This window comes from Streptomyces sp. SID5643 (assembly GCF_009872555.1).
Lineage (GTDB): Bacteria > Actinomycetota > Actinomycetes > Streptomycetales > Streptomycetaceae > Streptomyces > Streptomyces iakyrus.
In genome coordinates, this window is record NZ_WWIC01000023.1 from 1 (window position 1) to 20,371 (window position 20,371).

A 20,371-nucleotide genomic window follows, 5' to 3' on the forward strand; every position below is an offset into this window, starting at 1 on the left:
ACTGCACCCCACCCTCATGACCACCCCACTGCACCCCACCCACCCCACCCCGTCTGGGTGACGGCGTTATCCACAGGCGCCCGGTGATCCACAGCGCTCAGCGGGCCCGGCCCGGCGACGGCAGTCTGGAAGACACAGCCGTACGGGACGGGCCCGTACGCGTGTCGGCCCGGTGCGTTGCCGCACGCCGGGCGAGGGAGGGTTCGCGATGAACGAGACGATGGTCTGCGCGGTGGGCAGGGTGGCGACGCAGCCGGTGTACCGGGAGATGGCGTCCGGCCCGTCGGCGAGGTTCCGGCTGGCGGTGACCGCGCGCTACTGGGACCGCGAGAAGAACACGTGGACGGACGGGCACACCAACTTCTTCACGGTGTGGGCCAACCGTCAGCTGGCCACCAACACGGCGGCGTCGCTGACGGTCGGCGAGCCCGTGATCGTGCAGGGCAGGCTGAAGGTGCGAACCGACGTACGCGAGGGGCAGAGCTGGACGTCGGCGGACATCGACGCCGTGTCGATCGGACACGATCTCGCCTGGGGCACCTCGGCCTTCAGGCGCACCGGCAAGGCGGAAACGGCACTTGCGCCGACCCAACCGGAACCCAACTGGGATACTCCGCCTCAGGGTTCAGGAGGACCGGTGGACCCCACAGCCCAACAGCGGTCCGACTCGCCCGTATTGACGTAGCGTCAATCACTCATCGACATCCGCCCGCCCGAACTACGGCTTATCGTCCGGTGCGCACCGAACGGTGAGGGGTGGATTTGTCGATAAGCCCTGCCCACCAGGGATCTTGGCGATAACGATTCCGAGTCGGATCACTCGTCCGACCGTCTGACCGGCGGGCGAGGTCCGCCGCGTACCTAGGATGCCGGACATGGTTCTCGGGTCTCTTGTGTCCTGTGAGGCCTCTGATTCTGCTGGTGGGACCGTCCCCCCACGTCAACGGTCCTGCCCGAAGGGGAATTCGGTGTTTGCTTCGTTCTCTGAGGTGTTCGTACGCAGGCGAGCGGCGACCCGTCTCGCCACCGCGACAGTGGTGTCCGGGCTCGTCGCCGCGGGCGGTCTGGCCGGTGCCGGCCGGGCGGTCGCCGACGAGACGACACAGAGACAGGGCGGAGCGGCCGCGACGATAGGCGGCCTCAAGACGTACGGCGCGGCAGTGATACACGCCGGCACCGGCGACCAGGAGATCCCGGCAGGACTGTTCGAGATGTCCGTCGACGGCGGTGGCATGCTGCAGACATACTGCGTCGACCTCCACAATCCCACGCAGCGGGACGCCAAGTACCACGAGACGCCCTGGAGCGGCACGTCTCTGGGCACCAACAAGGACGCCGGCAAGATCCGTTGGATCCTGCAGAACTCCTACCCGCAGGTGAACGACCTCGCGACGCTGGCGCGGAAGGCGGGCGTGCGCGGCCCGTTGACCGAGCAGGACGCGGCCGCCGGCACCCAGGTGGCGATCTGGCGCTACTCGGACCACGTGGCCGTCGAGGCCCTCGACCCGCAGGCCGAGCAGCTCGCGGACCACCTGGAGAAGAGCGCCCGCGATCTGCCCGAGCCCCGGGCCTCGCTCACCCTGGAGCCCCCCGCCGTCTCCGGCCGGCCGGGGGAGCGGATCGGTCCGGTGACGGTGCGCACCAACGCCGGCAGCGCGACGGTCACCCCGCCCGCGGACGCCGCCACGAGCGGGGTGCGGGTCGTCGACAAGCAAGGCAAGACCGTCACCACCACGTCCGACGGCGGGCAGGTGTTCTTCGACGTGCCCGAGGACGCGGCAGCCGGTACGGCGGACCTGACCGTGCAGGCCTCGACGACCGTGCCGGTCGGCCGGGCCTTCGCCTCCGAGAACCGCAGCCAGACGCAGATCCTGGCCGGCTCCAGCGAGTCGACGGTGTCCGCGACGGCCGGGGCGACCTGGGCGAAGCAGGGCCCGGTCCCGGCGCTGTCGGCGGCGGAGAACTGCGCCGAGGGCGGCGTCGACATCATCGCCTCCAACCAGGGCGACGAGCCGTTCACCTTCGAACTGGCCGGTCTGGAGCACACCATCGCCGCCGGCGAGACCCGCACGGTCACGGTGCCGCTCCAGGAGGACCAGGCCTACGACTTCACGATCAACGGCCCGGGCGGCTTCGAGAAGCGCTTCACCGGCATGCTGGACTGCCGGACGCGCGGCAGCGACACCGGCACCACCACCCAGACCCTCAGCGAACCGAGCCCGGCGACGGTCGGCGGCACCGCCACCGACACCAACCTCGCCGAAACGGGCAGCTCGGAGATCACCCCCGTGATCGTGGGCGTCGCCATCGGCCTGGTCGTGATCGGCGGGACGACGCTGGTCGTGCTGCGGCGCAGGGAGGCCACGGCGGGGGAGTGATTCGGCCGGGCGGCGCCGCCCGGGCCGCTCCCGCCCTCCGCCTGCGCCCTCCGTCAGCGCCGGCCGAGGAGTTCGAGCGTGTCGATCACGCGGTTCGAGAAGCCCCACTCGTTGTCGTACCAGGCGACCACCTTGATGTGGCGGCCGTCGACGCGGGTGAGGGCCGAGTCGAAGATCGACGAGGCCGGGTTGCCCGTGATGTCGGCGGACACGAGCGGGTCCTCGGAGTACTCGAGGACGCCGGCGAGCGGGCCCTCCGCCGCGGCGCGGTAGGCCGCCAGCACGTCGTCGCGCGTCACGTCCCGGGCGACGGTCGTGTTGAGCTCGACGATCGAGCCCACCGGAACCGGCACGCGGATCGAGTCGCCCGACAGCTTGCCGTCGAGGTTCGGCAGCACGAGACCGATCGCCTTGGCGGCACCCGTCGTGGTCGGCACGATGTTGACGGCGGCAGCGCGGGCGCGACGGGCATCGCGGTGCGGACCGTCCTGCAGGTTCTGCTCCTGCGTGTAGGCGTGCACCGTGGTCATGAAGCCGTGCTCGATGCCCGCCAGCTCGTCGAGCACCGCGGCCAGCGGCGCGAGCGCGTTGGTCGTGCACGAGGCGTTCGAGACGACCGTGTGCACGTCCGAGTCGTACGCGTCGGTGTTGACCCCGAACGCGAGCGTGACGTCGGCGCCGTCCGACGGTGCGCTGACGAGCACCTTCTTCGCGCCGGCGTCGAGGTGGGCACGGGCGGCCTTGGCCGAGGTGAATCGGCCGGTGGCTTCGAGGACGATGTCGACGCCGAGTTCGGCCCAGGGCAGCTGCGCCGGCTCGCGCTCGGCGAGCACCTTGATGCGACGGCCGTCGACGACGAGGGCGTCCCCGTCGGCGGTCACCGGGCGGCCGAGCCGGCCGGCCGTCGTGTCGTAGGCGAGCAGCCGGGCGAGGGTCGCGGGCTCGGTGAGGTCGTTGACGGCGACGATGTCGAGCTCGCTGTCGCGTTCGAGCAGGGCGCGCAGCACATTGCGTCCGATGCGGCCGAATCCGTTGATCGCGATGCGCGTCATGAGTGGTGGTGTCCCTTCGGTTTCTCCGGTTCGCGACCAGCGTCGCGGCAGGCGGACGCCCGGGACAGCGGCGTGATCGCCACGGTTCAAAAGGATCGCGCCACAGGGCCACAGGGCCACGGGGCGGCGGGCTACTCGCCTCGGGCGAAGGTGCGCCGGTACTCGCTCGGGGTGGTGCCGAGGATGCGCTGGAAGTGCAGCCGCAGATTCGCGCCGGTGCCCAGACCGACGTCGGCGGCGATCTGCTCCACGCCCCGTTCCGAACGCTCCAGCAGCTCACGGGCCACGTCGATACGGGCGCGCATGACCCACTGCATGGGCGTGTACCCCGTGTCCTCGACGAAGCGCCGCGACAACGTACGGGGCGAGACCGCCGCGTGCCGCGCGAGCACGTCGAGGGTGAGGGGCTTGCCGAGCCGGCGCAGCGCCCACTCCCGGGTGGCGGCGAACCGCTCGCCCAGCGGCTCGGGCACGCTGCGCGGCACGTACTGTGCTTGGCCGCCGCTGCGATAGGGGGCGGCGACCAGGCGCCGGGCCGCGTGGTTCGACGCGGCCACTCCGAGGTCGCCGCGCAGGATGTGCAGGCACAAGTCGATGCCCGAGGCGGCGCCCGCCGACGTCAGGACGCTGCCCTCGTCCACGAACAGGACGTCCTCGTCGATCCGGACGAGTGGATGCTTCGCCGCGAGCGCGCGGGAGTAGTGCCAGTGCGTCGTGGCGCGTCTGCCGTCGAGCAGGCCCGTGGCGGCGAGCGCGAAGGCACCCGTCGAGATGGCGGCGAGCCGGGCGCCCCGGGCGTGCGCCGCGATCAGCGCGTCGACGACGGCCCGCGGCGGATCGTCGCGGTCCGGGAACCGGTAGCCGGGGATGAAGACGATGTCGGCCCACGCGAGCGCGTCGAGCCCGTGTGCCACGTCGTACGACAGACCGTCGCCGCCGGTCACGAGCCCGGGCGCCGCACCGCACACGCGCACCTCGTACGGCATGCTCGCGCGGGTCGTGAACACCTGCGCGGGAATGCCGACGTCGAGCGGCTTCGCCCCCACGAGCACGAGGACGGCGACACGATGCAGGCGGGAGGACGGCACGGGGACAGCGTACGAGGGAGCAGGGGGCTCCCACCCGGTTCGCCCAGCCACCCTCACGAACTCCCAGGTCAGCACCCCCACCCCGAGGTTTTCACCCGGGCCTCTCGGTACGGCAAGAGGGGGATCCTCTGCGGCGGGGCTCAGTCCTCACCGACCTGGAGCAACACCACTGTGAAGGTGCCGCCGGTCCCGGCCACGACTCCATCGAAGGTATGCCGGGTGACCGGGGCCCCATGCCCGTGCTCGGGGCGAGAGGTCACTGATGTTCGTGTACCAGACGGACTGATGGCCCAGCAGTCGCAGGACATGTTCCGCCGCTCGACGAGCGTGGGTAGGGTCGCGGCGTCGCGTGCTCGGGAACACCAGGTTCTCGGTCGCCAGGTAGGTCACGAAGACCCATGTCAGGACCGCCCCGCCATACGCGTTTCCACCCAGGGCTAGCCGTACGGCAAGATGGGGTGTATCTGCCCACTGCCAGTTTCAAGCTGCCGGACGGTTTCTCTTGGCTGAGTTCATTTACACCATGCGCAAGGCGCGCAAAGCGCACGGCGACAAGGTGATCCTCGACGACGTGACGACGAGCTTCCTCCCGGGAGCGAAGATCGGCGTCGTCGGCCCGAACGGCGCCGGCAAGTCGACGATCCTGAAGATCATGGCCGGCATCGAGCAGCCGTCCAACGGTGACGCCTTCCTCACGCCCGGTTACACGGTCGGCATCCTCCTCCAGGAGCCCCCGCTGACCGAGGACAAGACCGTCCTGGAGAACGTCCAGGAGGGCGTCGCCGGGATCAAGGGGAAGCTCGACCGGTTCAACGAGATCGCCGAGCAGATGGCGACCGACTACACCGACGAGCTCATGGAGGAGATGGGCAAGCTCCAGGAGGACCTCGACCACGCAGGCGCGTGGGACCTGGACGCCCAGCTGGAGCAGGCCATGGACGCCCTGGGCTGCCCGCCCGGCGACTGGCCCGTCACCAACCTCTCCGGTGGTGAGCGCCGCCGCGTCGCGCTGTGCAAGCTGCTGCTGGAACAGCCCGACCTGCTGCTGCTCGACGAGCCCACCAACCACCTCGACGCCGAGTCGGTGAACTGGCTGGAGCAGCACCTGGCCAAGTACCCGGGCACCGTCGTCGCGGTCACCCACGACCGGTACTTCCTCGACAACGTCGCCCAGTGGATCTGCGAGGTCGACCGCGGTCGCCTCTACCCCTACGAGGGCAACTACTCCAAGTACCTGGAGACCAAGGCCGCCCGCCTCAAGGTCGAGGGGCAGAAGGACGCCAAGCGGCAGAAGCGCCTCAAGGAAGAGCTGGAGTGGGTGCGCTCCAACGCCAAGGGGCGCCAGGCCAAGTCCAAGGCGCGTCTGGCCCGCTACGAGGAGATGGCCGCCGAGGCCGACAAGATGCGGAAGCTGGACTTCGAGGAGATCCAGATCCCGCCGGGCCCGCGCCTGGGCAACGTGGTCGTCGAGGTCAACAACCTCACCAAGGGCTTCGGCGAGAAGCTACTCATTGACGACCTCAGCTTCACGCTGCCGCGCAACGGCATCGTCGGGATCATCGGCCCGAACGGCGCCGGCAAGACCACCCTGTTCAAGATGATCCAGGGCATCGAGGAGCCGGACTCCGGCGCCATCAAGGTCGGCGACACCGTCAAGATCTCCTACGTCGACCAGAGCCGCGAGAACATCGATCCGAAGAAGACGCTGTGGGCCGTCGTCAGCGACGAGCTCGACTACATCAACGTCGGACAGGTCGAGATGCCGTCGCGGGCCTACGTCTCCGCGTTCGGGTTCAAGGGGCCGGACCAGCAGAAGCCGGCGGGCGTGCTCTCCGGTGGTGAGCGCAACCGCCTGAACCTGGCACTCACCCTCAAGCAGGGCGGCAACCTGCTGCTCCTCGACGAGCCGACCAACGACCTCGACGTCGAGACCCTCTCCAGCCTGGAGAACGCGCTGCTGGAGTTCCCCGGCTGCGCCGTGGTCGTCTCCCACGACCGGTGGTTCCTGGACCGCGTCGCCACGCACATCCTCGCCTACGAGGGCGAGTCCAAGTGGTTCTGGTTCGAGGGCAACTTCGAGTCGTACGAGAAGAACAAGGTCGAGCGGCTCGGCCCGGACGCCGCCCGTCCGCACCGCGCCACCTACAAGAAGCTGACCCGGGGCTGATCGATCTTGCGGCACATCTACCGCTGCCCGCTGCGCTGGGCGGACATGGACGCGTACGGCCACGTCAACAACGTGGTGTTCCTCCGCTACCTGGAGGAAGCCCGTATCGACTTCCTGTTCCGCCCGGAGAAGGACTTCAAGCAGGGGTCCGTGGTGGCACGCCATGAGATCGACTACAAGCGGCAGCTCGTCCACCGGCACCACCCGGTGGACATCGAGCTGTGGGTCACCGAGATCAGGGCCGCGTCCTTCACCCTCACTTACGAGGTGAAGGACGGCGACCAGGTCTACGTGCGGGCCTCGACGGTGATCGTGCCGTTCGACTTCGAGGCCCAGCGCCCGCGCCGGATCACCGCCGAGGAGCGGGAGTTCCTCAGCGAGTACACGGATGACGCCGAGGAGGAGGCCGTCGCGGCATGACGGTGCTCCACCTCGCCGACGAGGGGGAGGCGGCGGATCTCGCGGCCTTCCTCTCCCGGCTGCTCCACTACGACCGTGGGGCCGCGGTGCGGCTGCAGGCCGCGGGCACCGCACTGGCCGTCTTCGGACGGCCCCCGTCCTTCGAGGTGCTCGCCGTGCGGGCGGTGCGGCTGGCGAAGCCGTACGAGAAGGGCCTGGAGGCCACGCTGGACGTGACCGTGTCCGCCGGTGAGTTCCTGGAGACGGTGGACGAGAAGGCCGGCACGGTCGTCGTGCCGGGCGCGGTGACCGGGCCGCCGTGGGCGGGTGTGCTGCCGCCCCGTGGCGGCTGGCGCACCGAGCCGGGGCTGCCGGCGCCGGACGCCCTGCGCTCCCTCGTCGCCGCGGTCGTCGCCGAGTTCCGCTCCCGTACGCAGGAGTTGCCCGCCGAGCAGCGGACGCGGGCCGAGCTCGACCGGATCGGACGCGACATCTGGTCCCGCACGGTCGGGGACACCCGGCTGCCCGTGCGGGCCGTGCACGCGGCGCAGTCCCTGGGCTTCCTGCGGCCCGGGGTGCCGCTCGGGCTGTTCTCGTCGGGCGCGTGGCTGAGGCTGCGCACGCCGTACGGATCCATCGCCGTACGACGTACCGGGCTCGGGGCGCTGGACGTCAGCGTGCGCTGACCGGCGCCTCGACGGCCGTCAGCCCGCGGTGTTGACCATGGAGGCCGCCGCGTACGTCAGGTAGTTCCACAGCGTGTGCTCGTGTTCCTCGGACAGGCCGAGTTCGTCGACGGCGACCCGCATGTGCTTCAGCCAGGCGTCGTGCGCCGCGCGGTCGACCGCGAAGGGCGCGTGCCGCATCCGCAGCCGCGGGTGGCCGCGGTTCTCGCTGTACGTCGTGGGGCCGCCCCAGTACTGCATGAGGAACAGCGCGAAGCGGTCCTCGGCCGGGCCCAGGTCCTCCTCGGGGTACATGGGCCGCAGCAGCGGGTCCTCGGCGACTCCCTGGTAGAAACGGTGGACGAGCCGACGGAAGGTCTCCTCCCCGCCGACCTGCTCGTAGAAGGTCTGCTCCTGAAGCGTGCCGCGCCGAATCTCATTCACGCGCTCCATGGTCTCAGACGCCCCGGCATAGGACTCAAGACCTAGGACCACGCCCCTCCTGCCGGGGCCCTGCCCCTACTGTGGAGACATGGGCGGTTACGCACCCGGCAGGGAGCTCGACGGTCTCGCCGCCGCCGCGCGGGCGGCGCTGGTGCGGCGGATCGAGGCGAGCGGGGCCTGGGACGCCGACCCGGGCTGGCGGGAGGCCTTCGCGACGGTCCCGCGGCACCTCTTCGTGCCGTACTACTACGTCGGTGTCGCGGGCGGCTACGAACGCCGCTGGGGCGAGAGCACCGACCCGGAAGCACGCGGGCGGTGGATGCGGGGCGCCTACGAGGACACCCCGCTGGCCACCCGCCTGCGCGACGGCGAGCTGCTGTCCTCCAGCAGCCAGCCGTCCCTGATGGCGGACATGCTGGCCGCGCTGGGCGTCGGGGAGGGCCACACGGTCCTGGAGATCGGCGCCGGCACCGGCTACAACGCGGCGCTGCTGGCACACCGGCTGGGCGACGACAAGGTGACCACCGTCGATCTCGACCCGGAGATCACCGAGTCGGCCCGCCGGCACCTGGCAGCCGCCGGGTACCACCCGGTCGTCGTCACCGGCGACGGCGCCCGGGGCGTGCCGGAGCGTGCCCCGTTCGACCGGATCATCGCCACCTGCGCCCTGGGTGGCGTCCCGCCCGCCTGGGTCGCCCAGAGCCGCCCCGGCGGCCGGATCCTCATGCCGCTCGCCACCGGCCTGATCCTGCTGACGGTGACGGACGCCGGGCACGCCGAGGGGCGCTTTCTGCACACGCCCGCCTACTTCGTGCCGCTGCGCGGAGCCGGCCGGCCCGGGGGCGAGCCGGTCCAGCTGGGCGGGGTGCCGCGCCGGGCCCGCGAGGACGACCTGTTCCGCTTCCTGCTGGCTCTGACCCGCGGCAGCCTCGACCCGCAGGAGGCGCACGCGCTGTGGGAGCAGGAGGGCAGACCGCAGCGCGAGCGTTACGGCGTCACTGTGAGCGGCGAGAGGCAGTGGGCCTGGCTGGACGACCCGGAGGGGCCGTACGCCTGGCCCCTCCCGTCGTGACGCCGCGCCGCCGGCGGTTCAGCCGCGGCGGATCGTGATGGTCGTCCAGGCGCCCACGTGCACCCGGTCGCCGTCCTGGAGCGGTACGGGGACGAAGGGCTGGATCGGCTCGTCCGAGCCGTTGACCGTCGTGCCGTTCGTCGAGTTCTGGTCGACGACCGCCCAGCTGCCGTCCGGCTGCTGCACCAGCACCGCGTGCTGGTGCGAGACGCCCGGGTCCTCCGGCGGCGTCGACAGGTCGATGTCGGGGGTGTCGCCGGTGGAGTGCCGGCGGCGGCCGATCGTGAGCTGGTTGCCGGTGAGCGTGCGCTGCTGCTCGGGCGAGTACGCGGGCAGGTTCAGGCCCGCGGCCTCGGGGCCGGAGCGCTGCATCATCGCCATGAAGTACTCGCGGTCCGGGCCGATGGTCGCGGTCCACGTCGCCGGTCCCTGCGGCGCCTGGGGCTGCTGCGGGAAGCCGCCGGGGCCGGGCGGGGCCTGCGTCGCGCCGGGCTGCGGGTAGCCGTAGCCGCCCTGGCCGGGGCCGCCGGGGCCGCCGGGGCCTCCCGGGCCGGACGTCGGCGGGGAGATCACCCAGTCGTCGTCACCGCCGCCGAAGGACGGACCGCCCTGGTGCGGGGGCCGCTGGGTCTCCTGCGGGAATCCGGGCGGGGCCGGCGGGCCGGACTGGTGGAACGCCTGCGGAGCACCGGGACCACCCGGGCCACCGGGACCACCCGGGCCACCGGGACCACCCGGGCCGGGAGGGCCGCCGAAGCCACCGGGGCCGCCGGGGCCGCCAGGGCCGGGCGAGGTCGGGGCACCGCCGGGCTGCGGGTAGCCGTAGCCACCGCCCTGAGGGCCACCGGGGCCACTGGGACCACCGGGGCCACCGGGGCCGCCAGGGCCGGGCGAGGTCGGGGCACCGCCGGGCTGCGGGTAGCCGTAGCCACCGCCCTGAGGGCCACCGGGGCCACCGGGGCCACTGGGACCGCCAGGGCCACCCGGGCCGGGGCGGCCGGAGGGGTCGCCGCCGAACGGAGGGATCGGCTCCGCCGGGCGGTTCACCTGCGACGGGCGCGAGCCCTGGTACTCGTAGGAGTCACCGCCGCCGTACGACGGGCCGGGCGGGCCCTGCCGGCCCGGTGGCTGGAAACGCACGCCGGGGCCGGGCGGCGGGGCCGCGGGGGTGTACGACGTCGCCGTGTTCGTCAGGAAGTTCCACCGGCACTCCTCGCAGAACGGGGCGCCGCCCTCACGGGGCGTACGGCACTGCGGGCAGAGCTCCGGCTCGGCGTTCGGTACGGCGGACAGGTGCGGCGGGCGTCCACCGGGCTGGCCGCCGGGGCCCTGCGGGCCACCCTGGCCGGGCGGGGGCGGGAAGCCGTAGCCGCCGGGCGGGGGCGGCGGGGGAGGAGGCGGAGGCACGGCACCCGCCATGCGGTGACCGCAGACCTCGCACCAGTCGTCGGAACCCGACTGGTGTCCGTTCGGGCAGGTCGGCATGTCGGCGCGTCCCTCCTTCGATCTCTTCTAGGTCACTTCTTCACGCGAACAGTCTTCGTGGACCGGGTTTCGAGCGTCATCTCGTCAGCCTCCGCGACCTTCGCCTTCAGTCGCACAGTACCGGTCGCGGCATCGACCACGTCCACCACCTTCGCAAGCAGTTTCGCAGTATCCGCGTTCCCGGAGGCACTCGCGAGCTGAACGGCCCGGCCCAGTTTGGCCGTTGCTCCGTCCATATCTCCGGACTTGCGAAGATCCAGCCCTTGTTGGATGACTTGGGCCAGTTCGGCCTGCCCGGTGTAGTGGGCGACCTGAGGGTTGATCGACGTCGAGGCGGCCATGTCGTCCGTCCACACGGCCCGGACCAGGCCCTGCGCGCCGAGGTTCTGGACGCTGCCGTCGGGCTGCGGAATGACCAGGGAGATCCGGCCCGCCAGCATCTCCTGACCGATGCCCGCCACCGGGACCTCGACGCAGACGTGGTAGTCACGGGACTCGTCTCCCCAGGAACCGAGGGGGTAGTCGCCGGCGCGCGGGCCCGCCTCGGTGCGCCGGCCGGTCAGGTCCTCCACCGTCGGCGCGACCTGCTTGACGAACTTCACGGTCGTGCCGACCGGGGTCCACAGACGCAGCGAGACGTCCGCGACCTCCTTGCCCATCGCCGTCTCCATCATCCGCGTGAAGTCGGCGGCGAGCGCGGCCGGATCGGCGACGATGTCGGCGGTGCCGAGCAGGGCGGAGGCGATCCCTGTGACTTCTTTCACTTCCCAGTCCGTGCCCACCCCGCGCGCGTCACACGTGAAGCGTCCGGCGCACGTGTCGAGCGCGGCCTTCAGGTCCTGGGGCGACTCGTGCTCGTTGCGGCCGTCGGTGAGCAGGATGCCGTGCCGGATCGCGACGTCCGCGGACGACAGCAGGCGGTCGGCCAGTTTCAGCCAGGTGCCGATGGCCGTGCCGCCGCCCGCGCTCAGTGAGCGCAGGGCCTGCTTGGCCTGCTCGCGGGTGGTGGCGTCGGCGACCACGACGCGCCCGCCGCCCGGGTAGACCTCCTTCGCCACGTGCGTCCCGCCGATCACCGCGAAGTGCACGCCGTCGCGCAGGGTGTCGATCGCCGCGGCCGTGGCGTCGCGGGCGTTGCGCATCTTGGTCGGCGGGTAGTCCATCGACCCGGAGCAGTCGACCATGATCGCCACGGCCGCGGACGGGCCCTGGCCGGGCGAGTAGAGGTGAGGCGCCGCGACGGCGCTGCCGATCGTGCCGCCGCCGGTCGCCGTCACCGTGACGATGGCGTTGACCTCGCCGGCGCCCTCCGGCAGGTACTCGTTCTGGTACACGTCCACCGAGAACTGGGGCACGTTCGACTTCGAGAAATTGGCCATGCCTGCTTCGATCCCCCTCCAAAGCCCCCGCCGCGGCGGGGTGATGACGGTAGGCGGACCGGTCCCCTCCGGTCCGCCGAGGCGTCCCCGTACGTGGCCTCAGGCCGATCCTGCCCCCTGGGGCACCGCCGGGAACGGCACGAGCGCCACTGTTACGTTGTCGTGGCCCCCGCCGTCCAGGGCGTGGCCGACGAGCACCCGGGCGCTGTGCAGCGGATGCGTGGCCGCGTCGAGCGGGACGACGCGGGCCATCTCCTCGGCCGCCTCCGCGTAGTTCCACAGCCCGTCGGTGCAGACCACGACCACGCCGGGCCGGTCCGGCTTAAACGCGGCGGTGTGCGGCTCCAGTTCGTAGGCGTCCGCGCCGAGCCAGCCGGTGATCGCGTGGGCGCGCTCGTCGGCGTAGGCCTCGGCCTCGTTCATCAGGCCCGCGGCGACCATCTGCGCGGCCCAGGAGTCGTCCTCGGTGAGCCGGGCGGGGGGAGCGCTGCGGTCGACCGGGACCCAGTAGGCGCGGCTGTCGCCGACCCAGCCGACGATCAGGAGGCCGGACGTCACCACGGCGCCGACGATCGTGCAGGCGGGGGCGTTCTGGTGGGGGGCCTGCTCCAGGGCCGTGGCGGGCTCCGCCGCGAGCGAGTTGACCGCGCGCGAGGCGGCGAGGATCGCGTCGTGCATCGCCTGCTGCGGGTGCGTGCCGCGCGGCAGGGCCGCCAGCAGCGTCTCGCCCGCCGCCTTTGACGCCGCCGCCGAGGCGTCGTCGGGGCGGGTCGCCGAGGAGACGCCGTCGCAGACGATCGCGACGGAGGCGGGGGAGCCGTCGGGCAGCGTGGTGGTGCCGATGGCGAACGCGTCCTCGTTGCGGTGGTGGCGCAGACCGCGGTCGCTGACCGCGGCCAGGGGGCCGGACTCCTGCTCCATGTGGTCCCGTTCGCGCGGCTGGGCGTGGCCGCAGTTCTCGCAGTAGCCGTCGTCGTCCACGCGGCCGGCCCGGCAGGCGACGCAGACCTTGCCGCCGGTGCCCGCGGCCCGGGCCGCCGGCTCGGCGGACACCCGGGGGTCCGGCGCCTGGAGGAGGTACTCGTCGGGCTGTGTCTGGTAGATCTCCGGCGACACCGCAGCCCCGTCGGGCTGCCGCGGCCGGTCGAACCGCACGCCCGCGGCCGCGGCCGGCGGGGCGCCCGGCGGCGGGGGTGCCTGAGGGGGCAGGGCCGAGCCGCCCGAATCCGTGCCCGGCAGGTCCGTCGGCAGGTGCACCGCCTCCGGGGCTCCCGTGCCGTCCGGACCGGGGGCGGGCCAGGCCGTGCCGGCGGGGGGCGCCGACGGGTGCTCGGGATACTCGCCGGCCGGGGCGCCCTGTCCGGGCACCGAGCCGTTCATGGTGATGGTGGGGTTGTCCTGCGGCCGTTCCGGCACGGCGGACAGGTCGTATCCGCACGCGCCGCAGAAACGGTCACCCGATTCGAGGGGTTCCTCGCAACTCGGGCAGGCGGACAACTGGGGCATCTGCGACATCAACTACACCCACGTCCGGGGGCGGTAACGATTGGCACGTTCCACCAGGTCGATCCTCTCCTCGCCGCCCCGCGCCAGCCGGGCCAGCGTGCGGTACGAGCGTTCCAGACCGAAACGCAGGCCCCGCTCGTCCAGGCCGCTGCCGAGCAGCGTCCGTCCTCCGGCGGCGGGAGGGGCGGAACCCTGGCCCCCGGAGAGTACCCAGTCCAGCGCGCATCCGAGGACTTCGGCCGACAACTGTTCGCGCCGCGCCGGATCCAGACCGTACGCCTCCAGCGCCTCGACCTGCGCGGCGGCCGCCGTCAGATCCCCCAGGAAGGCCGCGTCGGAGGCGCTCGCCGTGCGCTGCCGCAGCCGCGCCCGCACGGCCGCAACCCGGGCGGCCGTGTAGTGGATGGAGGACTCCGGGACCGACTCCAGCGTCCGGACGGCGCCGTGCCGGTCCCCGGTCGCCAGCTGGACGCGGGCCAGGCCGAACGCGGCGCTCACATAGCTCGGGTCGGCCGACCACACCAGCCGGTAGTACTCGGCGGCGTTGTCGAGCTGGCCCAGCACCTCCGCGCACAGGCCCAGCGCCAGCTTGGGCGCGATCTCACCCGGGAAGGCGTCGTAGATGGCGTCGAAGGCCAGCGCGGCGCCCTCGTCGTCGCCCGTGACCAGCGCGGCCACGCCCCGGTACCAGACCACCCGCCAGTCGTCGGGCCGTTCGCCCTCCAGCGCGACCAGTGCCTGCGAGGCCGCGGCCGGATCGCCGGTCTCCAGCAGGGCCCGGATCTGCCGCAGCCGGGTCTCGATCGACGGGGCCGGGGCGGCGGCCAGGGCGCCGAGCAGTTCCGCGGGCGCCGAGGTCATCAACCCCGCGAGGAAACCGGCGTTGGGGTCGGTCGGGTCGACACGCGGGACGGGCAGGGCGAACGCGGCGGAGGCGGTGTCGACGGGCTTGACGAGGCTGTGCGCGGGCCCGGGCCGCTGCGGATCGGGCAAGGCGGCGGGAGCGCCGGCACGAGCCCGGGCCCGCACCACCCGGGCCCCCAGTCGGGACACCTCGCCGTCCAGCCTCGGGAACAACTCCGTGTCCGTCACCCGCAGTTCCGGCCCGAACAGCGTGGACAGGGCCGGGCGGGCGCGGCCCGTCTGGAGGGAGACGACCTCCCGCAGCACACCCGTCAGCTGCTCGGTCATCTCCTGCGCGGAGGCGAACCGGCGGGCCGGGTCGGGGTCGGTGGCACGGACCAGGAGCCGGTAGAACGACTCGTACTGCCGGAACACCTCGATGTGGTCCGGGTCGGGCAGGGAGTCGGCGTAGACGTTCGTGTAGCCCTGGAAGTCGAAGGTCAGGACGGCGAGGGTGCGCGCGACCGTGTACAGGTCGCTCGCCACCGACGGGCCCGCCTCGGCCACCTCGGGGGCCTGGTAGCCGACCGTGCCGTAGATGGCCGACTCCTCGTCGTCCATCCTGCGCACCGCGCCCATGTCGATCAGCTTCAGCTGGTCCTCGGTCTGGATCGCGTTGTCGACCTTGAAGTCGCAGTAGAGCAGGTTCCGGCTGTGCAGGTGCCCGAGCGCCTCCAGCGCCTCGATGCCGTACGCGCAGGCCTGCTCCACCGGCAGCGGGTCGCGCCTGCCCTGGGCGGTGCGGCGGGCGTTGGCGATCTCCTTCAGGGACTTGCCGCCGACGTACTCCATGACGATGTAGCCGTCGAGCGAACCCGTGCGCTGGTCCAGGTGCTCCACGAAGTTGTAGATCCGCACGATGTTGGCGTGCTCGATCTCGGCGAGGAAGCGCCGCTCGGAGATCGCCGCCGCCATCGCGTCCTGGTCACCCGTGTCCAGCAGGCCCTTGAGGACCACCCAGCGGTCCGAGACCGCCCGGTCGACGGCGAGGTAGATCCAGCCCAGCCCGCCGTGCGCCAGGCAGCCGACCACCTCGTACTGGCCGTGCACCACGTCCCCGGCCCTCAGCTTCGGCACGAACGAATACGGGTGACCGCACTTCGTGCAGAAACCCTCCGTACGGCCCGGCCGGTCGCCGCGCGCCCGGCCCACCGGGGCGCCGCAGTCGGAGCGCGAGCAGAACCGCTTCCGCTCGGGCACCTCGGGGTTGTCCAGAACCATCTCGCGCGGGTCGGGCCGCGGGATCGGCGGCACCTGCACCAGACCGGCCCCCAGCCGGCCCCGCGACCCCGAACCGGCGGTCGAACCGGAGCTGCGCACCGACACCGAGCGGCCCGTCGACCTGCCCGACAGGGACCGCGACAGGCGCCCCGACACCGAGCGGCGCGACTTCGACGACTGCGACGACGTCCGCGAACTGCGGCCGCTGGAGCGGGAACCGCCACTGCCAGCGGAGCCGCGGGAGCCACCCCTGCCGCCGGCGGTGATGCCGGTGGGGGGCGAACCGACCGTGCCGTCCCCGGAGCGGGGACCACCGGCCGCGACGACCGGGGCCAGACCACAGGTGTCGCAGTACAGCTCCCCGCCGCCCACGTCCTCGTACGTGCCCTCGCAGGCGGGGCGCTGACAGGTGCGCGGTGGCGCGCCGGCCGGCTCCTGCGGTGCCTGACTCATGGACTCCCCCTCGTCGCTCATGCGCCCGGCCCCCTCCGGTCGTCCTCCGGCACGCCCTGCCCCGGCACCCGCGCGCCACCGAGCAGCTCCGCGGCCGCGTGCTGGTACCGCAGCACCGCCTGCTCGGCGGCGCGCAGGTCGCACGGGGCGCTCCACAGCATGCGGCGCGCCTTCTCGTACCGCTCCACCAGCAGCGTGTCCTCCGCGAGGCCGTGCCGGGCGACCTTCGCCCTGTACGCGTCCAGCCGGCCGCGCAGCTCGGCACGGACCGCCAGCGGGGCGGTGACCGCAGTCAACGACTCGCGGGCGCGCAGCAGTTCGTCCTCGGCCTTCTGCTCCAGCGACTCCAGCAGCGGGGACAACCGGTGCCACTGCGCCTGCCTGCGGTACTCGACCGCTGCCGCGACCTGCTCCTGGAGCACGGTCGGCGGGCCGCTGACGACCGGCACCTCCGTCGCCGCGATCTTCGCCAGCACCTCGCCGCGTGCCGTGCGCGCCTCGGCCAGCGTGCGGTCCGCGCGGCTGAGGAGGTCCCGCAGCTTCACGATCCGCTTCTCGGCGTCCTGCCGGACGGTCAGTACGGCGTCGATCTCACGGCGCACGTCGTCCAGGGCGCGCGCCTCGCGGTCGTACACCGTCGTGTCCGGCCGGCCGCCGCCCGGCGCCGAACTGCCCTCCGCGGCGACCCAGAACGCCAGCGGGTCCGAGACGACCTGCTCGCGCAGCTTCGTCAGTATCCGCGTGATGCGCTCCAGGTCGTCGCCCGCGGGGTGCTCGCCGGGGCGGACACCGACCGAGTGCGCCAGCCGCCGGGTGCGCTGGAGTTCCGCCGCGAGCAGGTCGATCCGGGCCGGCAGGGCCGACCAGACCGCGTCCGCCGCGACCACCATGTCCAGGCTCGTCGCGTACAGCTCGTTCATCCGGTCGACGAGAGTCGCCAGCGAGTAGCGCTCGCTGAGTTTCGTCGGACTGCCGTGCAGCGTGGGGGCGTTGGCCGTCGCCGTGGCGCTGCCCGCGACGGTGACCGAGTCGCCGGTCAGCAGTTCCGTCAGCTCCACCAGGTCCTCGCGGCTGGACCAGCGGCGGCGGGAGCGGATGTCGCGGGCGGAGCGCAGCGCGTCGGTGTACGCGTCGAAGTACGTCCACAGCAGCGTGATCGACGCCTCCGTGGCCGTCCAGCGCTCCTGGGTGACGCCGGTGAGCTCGGCGCCCTCCAGGAGTCTGCGGCCCGCGTGGTCCTGAAGGGCGAGGAGCGAGGTCTCGATCGCCTCGTGCTCCGCGCCGAGCCGCGCCAGCGCACGGTCCACCTCGTCCCGGTCCATCACCGGCCCGGTGGGTCCCGTGACGCCCATCGATCACCTCTCGCTGCGTAGTGCCCGTCGGGGTTCTTCCCGTTGTCGTCCGGTTGCCTACCGGTCGTCAGCTCGTGCGGAGGTACTGCGGTGCCGGTGGCTCCGACTTCTTCGCATCCTTGCCCAGTGTTGCCGACAGCCATTGGTCGTACGACGCCTGCCAGCCGTCCGCCGTGTCCTTGCGGTAGTCCACCAGGATCTGGTTGACCCGGCGTACCAGGTCGCCCGCGTCCTTCTTCATCGCCACGCCGTAGTACTCGGCAGTGAAGGCGTCGCCCTTGAGCTGGACCGTCGGATCCTGTGCCGCCTGGCTCGCCGCGAGCGCGCCGTCGGTGACCACGGCGTCGACCTCGCCGAGCTGGAGCCGCACCAGGCAGTCGAGTTGGTTCGGCACGGTGGTGGAGATGTCGGTACTGGCCGGGAGGTCGCCGTCCTTCTTGTCCGCCTCCAGCGTGGAGTACGCGGTGGAGCCCGCCGCCGTGCAGATCCTGCGGCCGGCGAGCGTGTCGTCATAACCCTTGACGGGGGAGGACTTCGGGGCCAGGACCTGCTGACCCGTCTTGAAGTAGGGCGCGGAGAAGGCGACGTCGGCGATGCGGTCGCAGTTGATCGTCATCGTACGGACGACCATGTCCACGCGGCCGTCCTTGATGGCGGGGATGCGCTGGTCGGTGGGGATCGCCTTGAACTGCACGGCGTTCGGGTCACCGAGTATCTCCTCGGCGATGCGGTGGACCAGGTCGATGTCGAAGCCTTCGAGCTCGGCGGTCTTGCCGCTGTTGGGATTGCGGTAGCCCCAGCGGTAGCTGTTCTGGTCGACGCCGACGATCAGTTTGCGCTTCTCGCCCTCGCGGTTCTTGATCGCCCGGATGGTGTCGCCGTCGGCGGATGAGGGGGAGAGGGTCTGCTTCTCGGGGGCCTCGCAGTCCTCTTCCGCCGCGGTCCCGGCCGTCTGGGTGGTGACGGTGGTGTTCTGGGCGGACGTCGTGTCCGTGGTGAGCGGCAGGCAGAGGGCCACCAGCGCCACCAGGGCGCACACGACTGCCATCGCGGTCACTCCGCCCCAGCCCCTGAGCGCGTCTCGCACGGTCGTTCCTCCCTTCGCCCCCGGCCCGTTCACCGGTACTCCGACAGCCTGCGGCCGATGCCCAGGACCGAACCCGCGGCGCCCAGCACCGCCAGTACGGCCGCGCCGGCCGGCATGCCCGTCAGCGCGTCGCGGCCGTCGCCGGCCGCGCGCTTGAACTCCGTCTCCTCGTGCGCCAGTGCCGTGCGCAGGTTCTCGTCGACGCTGTCGAAGCACTCGCCCGTCGCGTTCTTGCTGCCGATGACGCGGTCCAGCGCCTGCTGGTAGTTGCCGTTCTCGTCCTGCTCGCGGGCCGCGGAGTGGCGCTTCTTCCACTCCGTCATGTTGCCCACGGCGGCGGTGACGGGGCGCTCGCCCGAGGTGTCGTCGGCGAGCTTCTCCGCCGCCGCCAGGTGTGCGGCCAGGGCCTTGATGTCCTGGCCGAAGTCGTAGTCGTAGGCGTCGTAGGTGTCTTCGCCGACCTTCTTCGTCTCGGCGCCGCGGGCCACCAGGGTCAGGTTCTCGTTGCCCCGGGCCTTGAGGGAGGCGATGCGCGCGTCGTGCAGGACGTTCAGGGAGCGGACGCCGTGGTCGTAGGAGTCGTCCAGGCCCGCGCGGGCGACGGTGTGGCCGACGACCAGCCAGAGGAGGACGACCGTGGCCGTGGCCGTGGCGGCCACCAGGCCGTGGTTCAGGACCCTGTTCGTCCGCTGGTAGTTGCGGTGCTGGGCCCACGCCAGGGCGGCCAGGGCGGCGACGCCGAGGGCGATGGCGGCCCAGGGGTAGGGCGTGGCGTCGGCGTAGTCCGCGCCGAGGCGCTGGTTCTCCTTCTTGTAGAGGTCCTCCGCCGCCGGGAGCATCTCCTTCTGCATCTTCTCGTTGGCGTAGCGCAGGTAGGCGCCGCCGACGGGGAAGCCCTGGCGGTTGTACGTGCGGGCGCGCTCCACCAGGCCCTTGTACTGCGGGAGGAGTCTGTTGAGTTCGGCGATCGTCGCCGTCGAGGGGGAGCCCGGTTCGGCGTTGGCGGCGGCGTTGACGAGCTTCTCGGCGGCCGTGCGGATGTCCCGCTCGTAGCGGTCGCGGGTGGCGGCCGACTCCTGGCCGCCGGCGAGGAAGCCGCTGGAGGCGGCGGTGTTGGCGTCCGCGAGGGAGCGGTAGATGTCGGCGGCGTCCGAACTGAGGGGCTGGCTGCGGGTGAGGACGTCGTCGGCGGCGGCCGCGCGGTCGGTCATCTGCCAGGCGGTGACGGCGCCGAAGGCGATGACGAGGAGGGCGAGGAGGGCGCCGATGATGCGCAGACGGCCGGGTTCGGTGGTGGCGGCGGTGCGGAGCTGGTCGAGCCCTTCGGCGAAGGCGGTGCGGCGGGGCGCCGCAGGGGGCGACGCGGGTGCCGGGGTGTTCTCGGGGGGCCGGGCCGGGGGCGCCGCCTGAGCCGGGACCGCCGGCAGGACGGGCAGGCCCGGGCCTGGTGGTGGCGGGCTGCTCTTCGGCGTGTACGTCACTGTGACCTCCCCCATGGTCATCCGTCGCCGCAAGTATCGCTGCCGGGACTGACATCCGCACCGGCCTTGCCTCGATCTTGATCGGATCGCAGCGTGGAGCGCGGGCCGCGCCCCCTTGCACCACCCCTCGCACCCCCCTTGCCCAGGAACACGTACGGGGAGGTGGTTCGGTTCCCCGGTGGTGGGGGTGCGGGCCCGCGCCGCCTGCGGGCATGCGTGCCTCCCCCAGTGCCTTAAGG

16 protein-coding genes are annotated in these 20,371 nt (G+C 72.3%); 6 read left to right on the forward strand and 10 right to left on the reverse strand.

Annotation, left to right across the window (positions count from 1 at the left end; all coding sequences use genetic code 11):
* Window positions 1-208 precede the first annotated feature (208 nt).
* Window positions 209-685, forward strand: a complete 477-nt coding sequence (locus GTY56_RS02770) for a single-stranded DNA-binding protein (RefSeq protein ID WP_161362097.1) — start codon at window positions 209-211, stop codon at window positions 683-685.
* Window positions 686-968: 283 nt separating this feature from the next.
* Window positions 969-2,378 (forward strand): Cys-Gln thioester bond-forming surface protein, encoded by a 1,410-nt coding sequence (locus tag GTY56_RS02775; protein ID WP_161362100.1) that lies wholly within the window; start codon window positions 969-971, stop codon window positions 2,376-2,378.
* Window positions 2,379-2,431: 53 nt separating this feature from the next.
* Here GTY56_RS02775 and gap read toward each other — a convergent pair whose 3' ends face one another.
* Together gap and GTY56_RS02785 are read right to left on the reverse strand one after the other, a co-directional pair.
* Window positions 2,432-3,430: a type I glyceraldehyde-3-phosphate dehydrogenase gene (gap, locus tag GTY56_RS02780; RefSeq protein ID WP_161362102.1), complete on the reverse strand. Its 999-nt coding sequence runs from the start codon at window positions 3,428-3,430 to the stop codon at window positions 2,432-2,434.
* A 131-nt stretch (window positions 3,431-3,561) separates the two neighbouring features.
* Entirely contained in the window at window positions 3,562-4,518 is a 957-nt protein-coding gene (locus GTY56_RS02785; protein ID WP_161362104.1) for a helix-turn-helix domain-containing protein, read from the reverse strand.
* A 502-nt stretch (window positions 4,519-5,020) separates the two neighbouring features.
* Between GTY56_RS02785 and ettA the strand changes: the two genes are divergently transcribed.
* From ettA to GTY56_RS02800, 3 genes are read left to right on the forward strand one after another with little or no spacing between them, the layout of a single operon-like run.
* Window positions 5,021-6,685, forward strand: coding sequence for an energy-dependent translational throttle protein EttA (gene ettA, locus GTY56_RS02790; protein ID WP_161362108.1), 1,665 nt, complete (start codon window positions 5,021-5,023; stop codon window positions 6,683-6,685).
* 6 nt (window positions 6,686-6,691) lie between these two features.
* Window positions 6,692-7,105: an acyl-CoA thioesterase gene (locus GTY56_RS02795; protein WP_033314185.1), complete on the forward strand. Its 414-nt coding sequence runs from the start codon at window positions 6,692-6,694 to the stop codon at window positions 7,103-7,105.
* On the forward strand, window positions 7,102-7,770 hold the full coding sequence (locus tag GTY56_RS02800) for a DUF8010 domain-containing protein (RefSeq protein WP_161362111.1): 669 nt from the start codon (window positions 7,102-7,104) through the stop codon (window positions 7,768-7,770). The genes GTY56_RS02795 and GTY56_RS02800 overlap by 4 nt, the downstream gene beginning before the upstream one ends.
* An 18-nt stretch (window positions 7,771-7,788) precedes the next feature.
* On the opposite strand, the gene GTY56_RS02805 is transcribed toward GTY56_RS02800, so the two are convergent.
* Complete coding sequence (locus GTY56_RS02805; RefSeq protein WP_161362113.1) at window positions 7,789-8,202, reverse strand: globin; 414 nt, start codon at window positions 8,200-8,202, stop codon at window positions 7,789-7,791.
* A 79-nt stretch (window positions 8,203-8,281) separates the two neighbouring features.
* Between GTY56_RS02805 and GTY56_RS02810 the strand changes: the two genes are divergently transcribed.
* Window positions 8,282-9,265 carry a methyltransferase domain-containing protein gene (locus GTY56_RS02810; RefSeq protein ID WP_161362115.1) on the forward strand — a complete coding sequence of 328 codons (984 nt, stop codon included), beginning with the start codon at window positions 8,282-8,284 and terminating at the stop codon, window positions 9,263-9,265.
* Window positions 9,266-9,283: 18 nt separating this feature from the next.
* Here the strand turns inward: GTY56_RS02810 and GTY56_RS02815 are convergent, their stop codons facing one another.
* From GTY56_RS02815 to GTY56_RS02845, 7 genes are all read right to left on the reverse strand, one after another.
* Window positions 9,284-10,750: an FHA domain-containing protein gene (locus GTY56_RS02815; RefSeq protein WP_161362117.1), complete on the reverse strand. Its 1,467-nt coding sequence runs from the start codon at window positions 10,748-10,750 to the stop codon at window positions 9,284-9,286.
* A 32-nt stretch (window positions 10,751-10,782) separates the two neighbouring features.
* A complete protein-coding gene (locus GTY56_RS02820) occupies window positions 10,783-12,129 on the reverse strand; it encodes a vWA domain-containing protein (RefSeq protein ID WP_161362119.1) in 1,347 nt (448 codons plus the stop codon).
* A 99-nt stretch (window positions 12,130-12,228) separates the two neighbouring features.
* Window positions 12,229-13,644: a PP2C family protein-serine/threonine phosphatase gene (locus GTY56_RS02825; RefSeq protein ID WP_202509653.1), complete on the reverse strand. Its 1,416-nt coding sequence runs from the start codon at window positions 13,642-13,644 to the stop codon at window positions 12,229-12,231.
* A gap of 3 nt (window positions 13,645-13,647) precedes the next feature.
* Window positions 13,648-16,212, reverse strand: a complete 2,565-nt coding sequence (locus tag GTY56_RS02830) for a serine/threonine-protein kinase (protein WP_161362127.1) — start codon at window positions 16,210-16,212, stop codon at window positions 13,648-13,650.
* A 17-nt stretch (window positions 16,213-16,229) separates the two neighbouring features.
* A complete protein-coding gene (locus tag GTY56_RS02835; RefSeq protein WP_161362123.1) occupies window positions 16,230-17,564 on the reverse strand; it encodes a coiled-coil domain-containing protein in 1,335 nt (444 codons plus the stop codon).
* Between the two features lie 67 nt (window positions 17,565-17,631).
* Window positions 17,632-18,612, reverse strand: coding sequence for a glutamate ABC transporter substrate-binding protein (locus tag GTY56_RS02840; RefSeq protein WP_161362129.1), 981 nt, complete (start codon window positions 18,610-18,612; stop codon window positions 17,632-17,634).
* Window positions 18,613-18,680: 68 nt separating this feature from the next.
* Window positions 18,681-20,132, reverse strand: coding sequence for a GlnX family signal transduction membrane protein (locus GTY56_RS02845; protein ID WP_161362125.1), 1,452 nt, complete (start codon window positions 20,130-20,132; stop codon window positions 18,681-18,683).
* Window positions 20,133-20,371 lie beyond the last annotated feature (239 nt).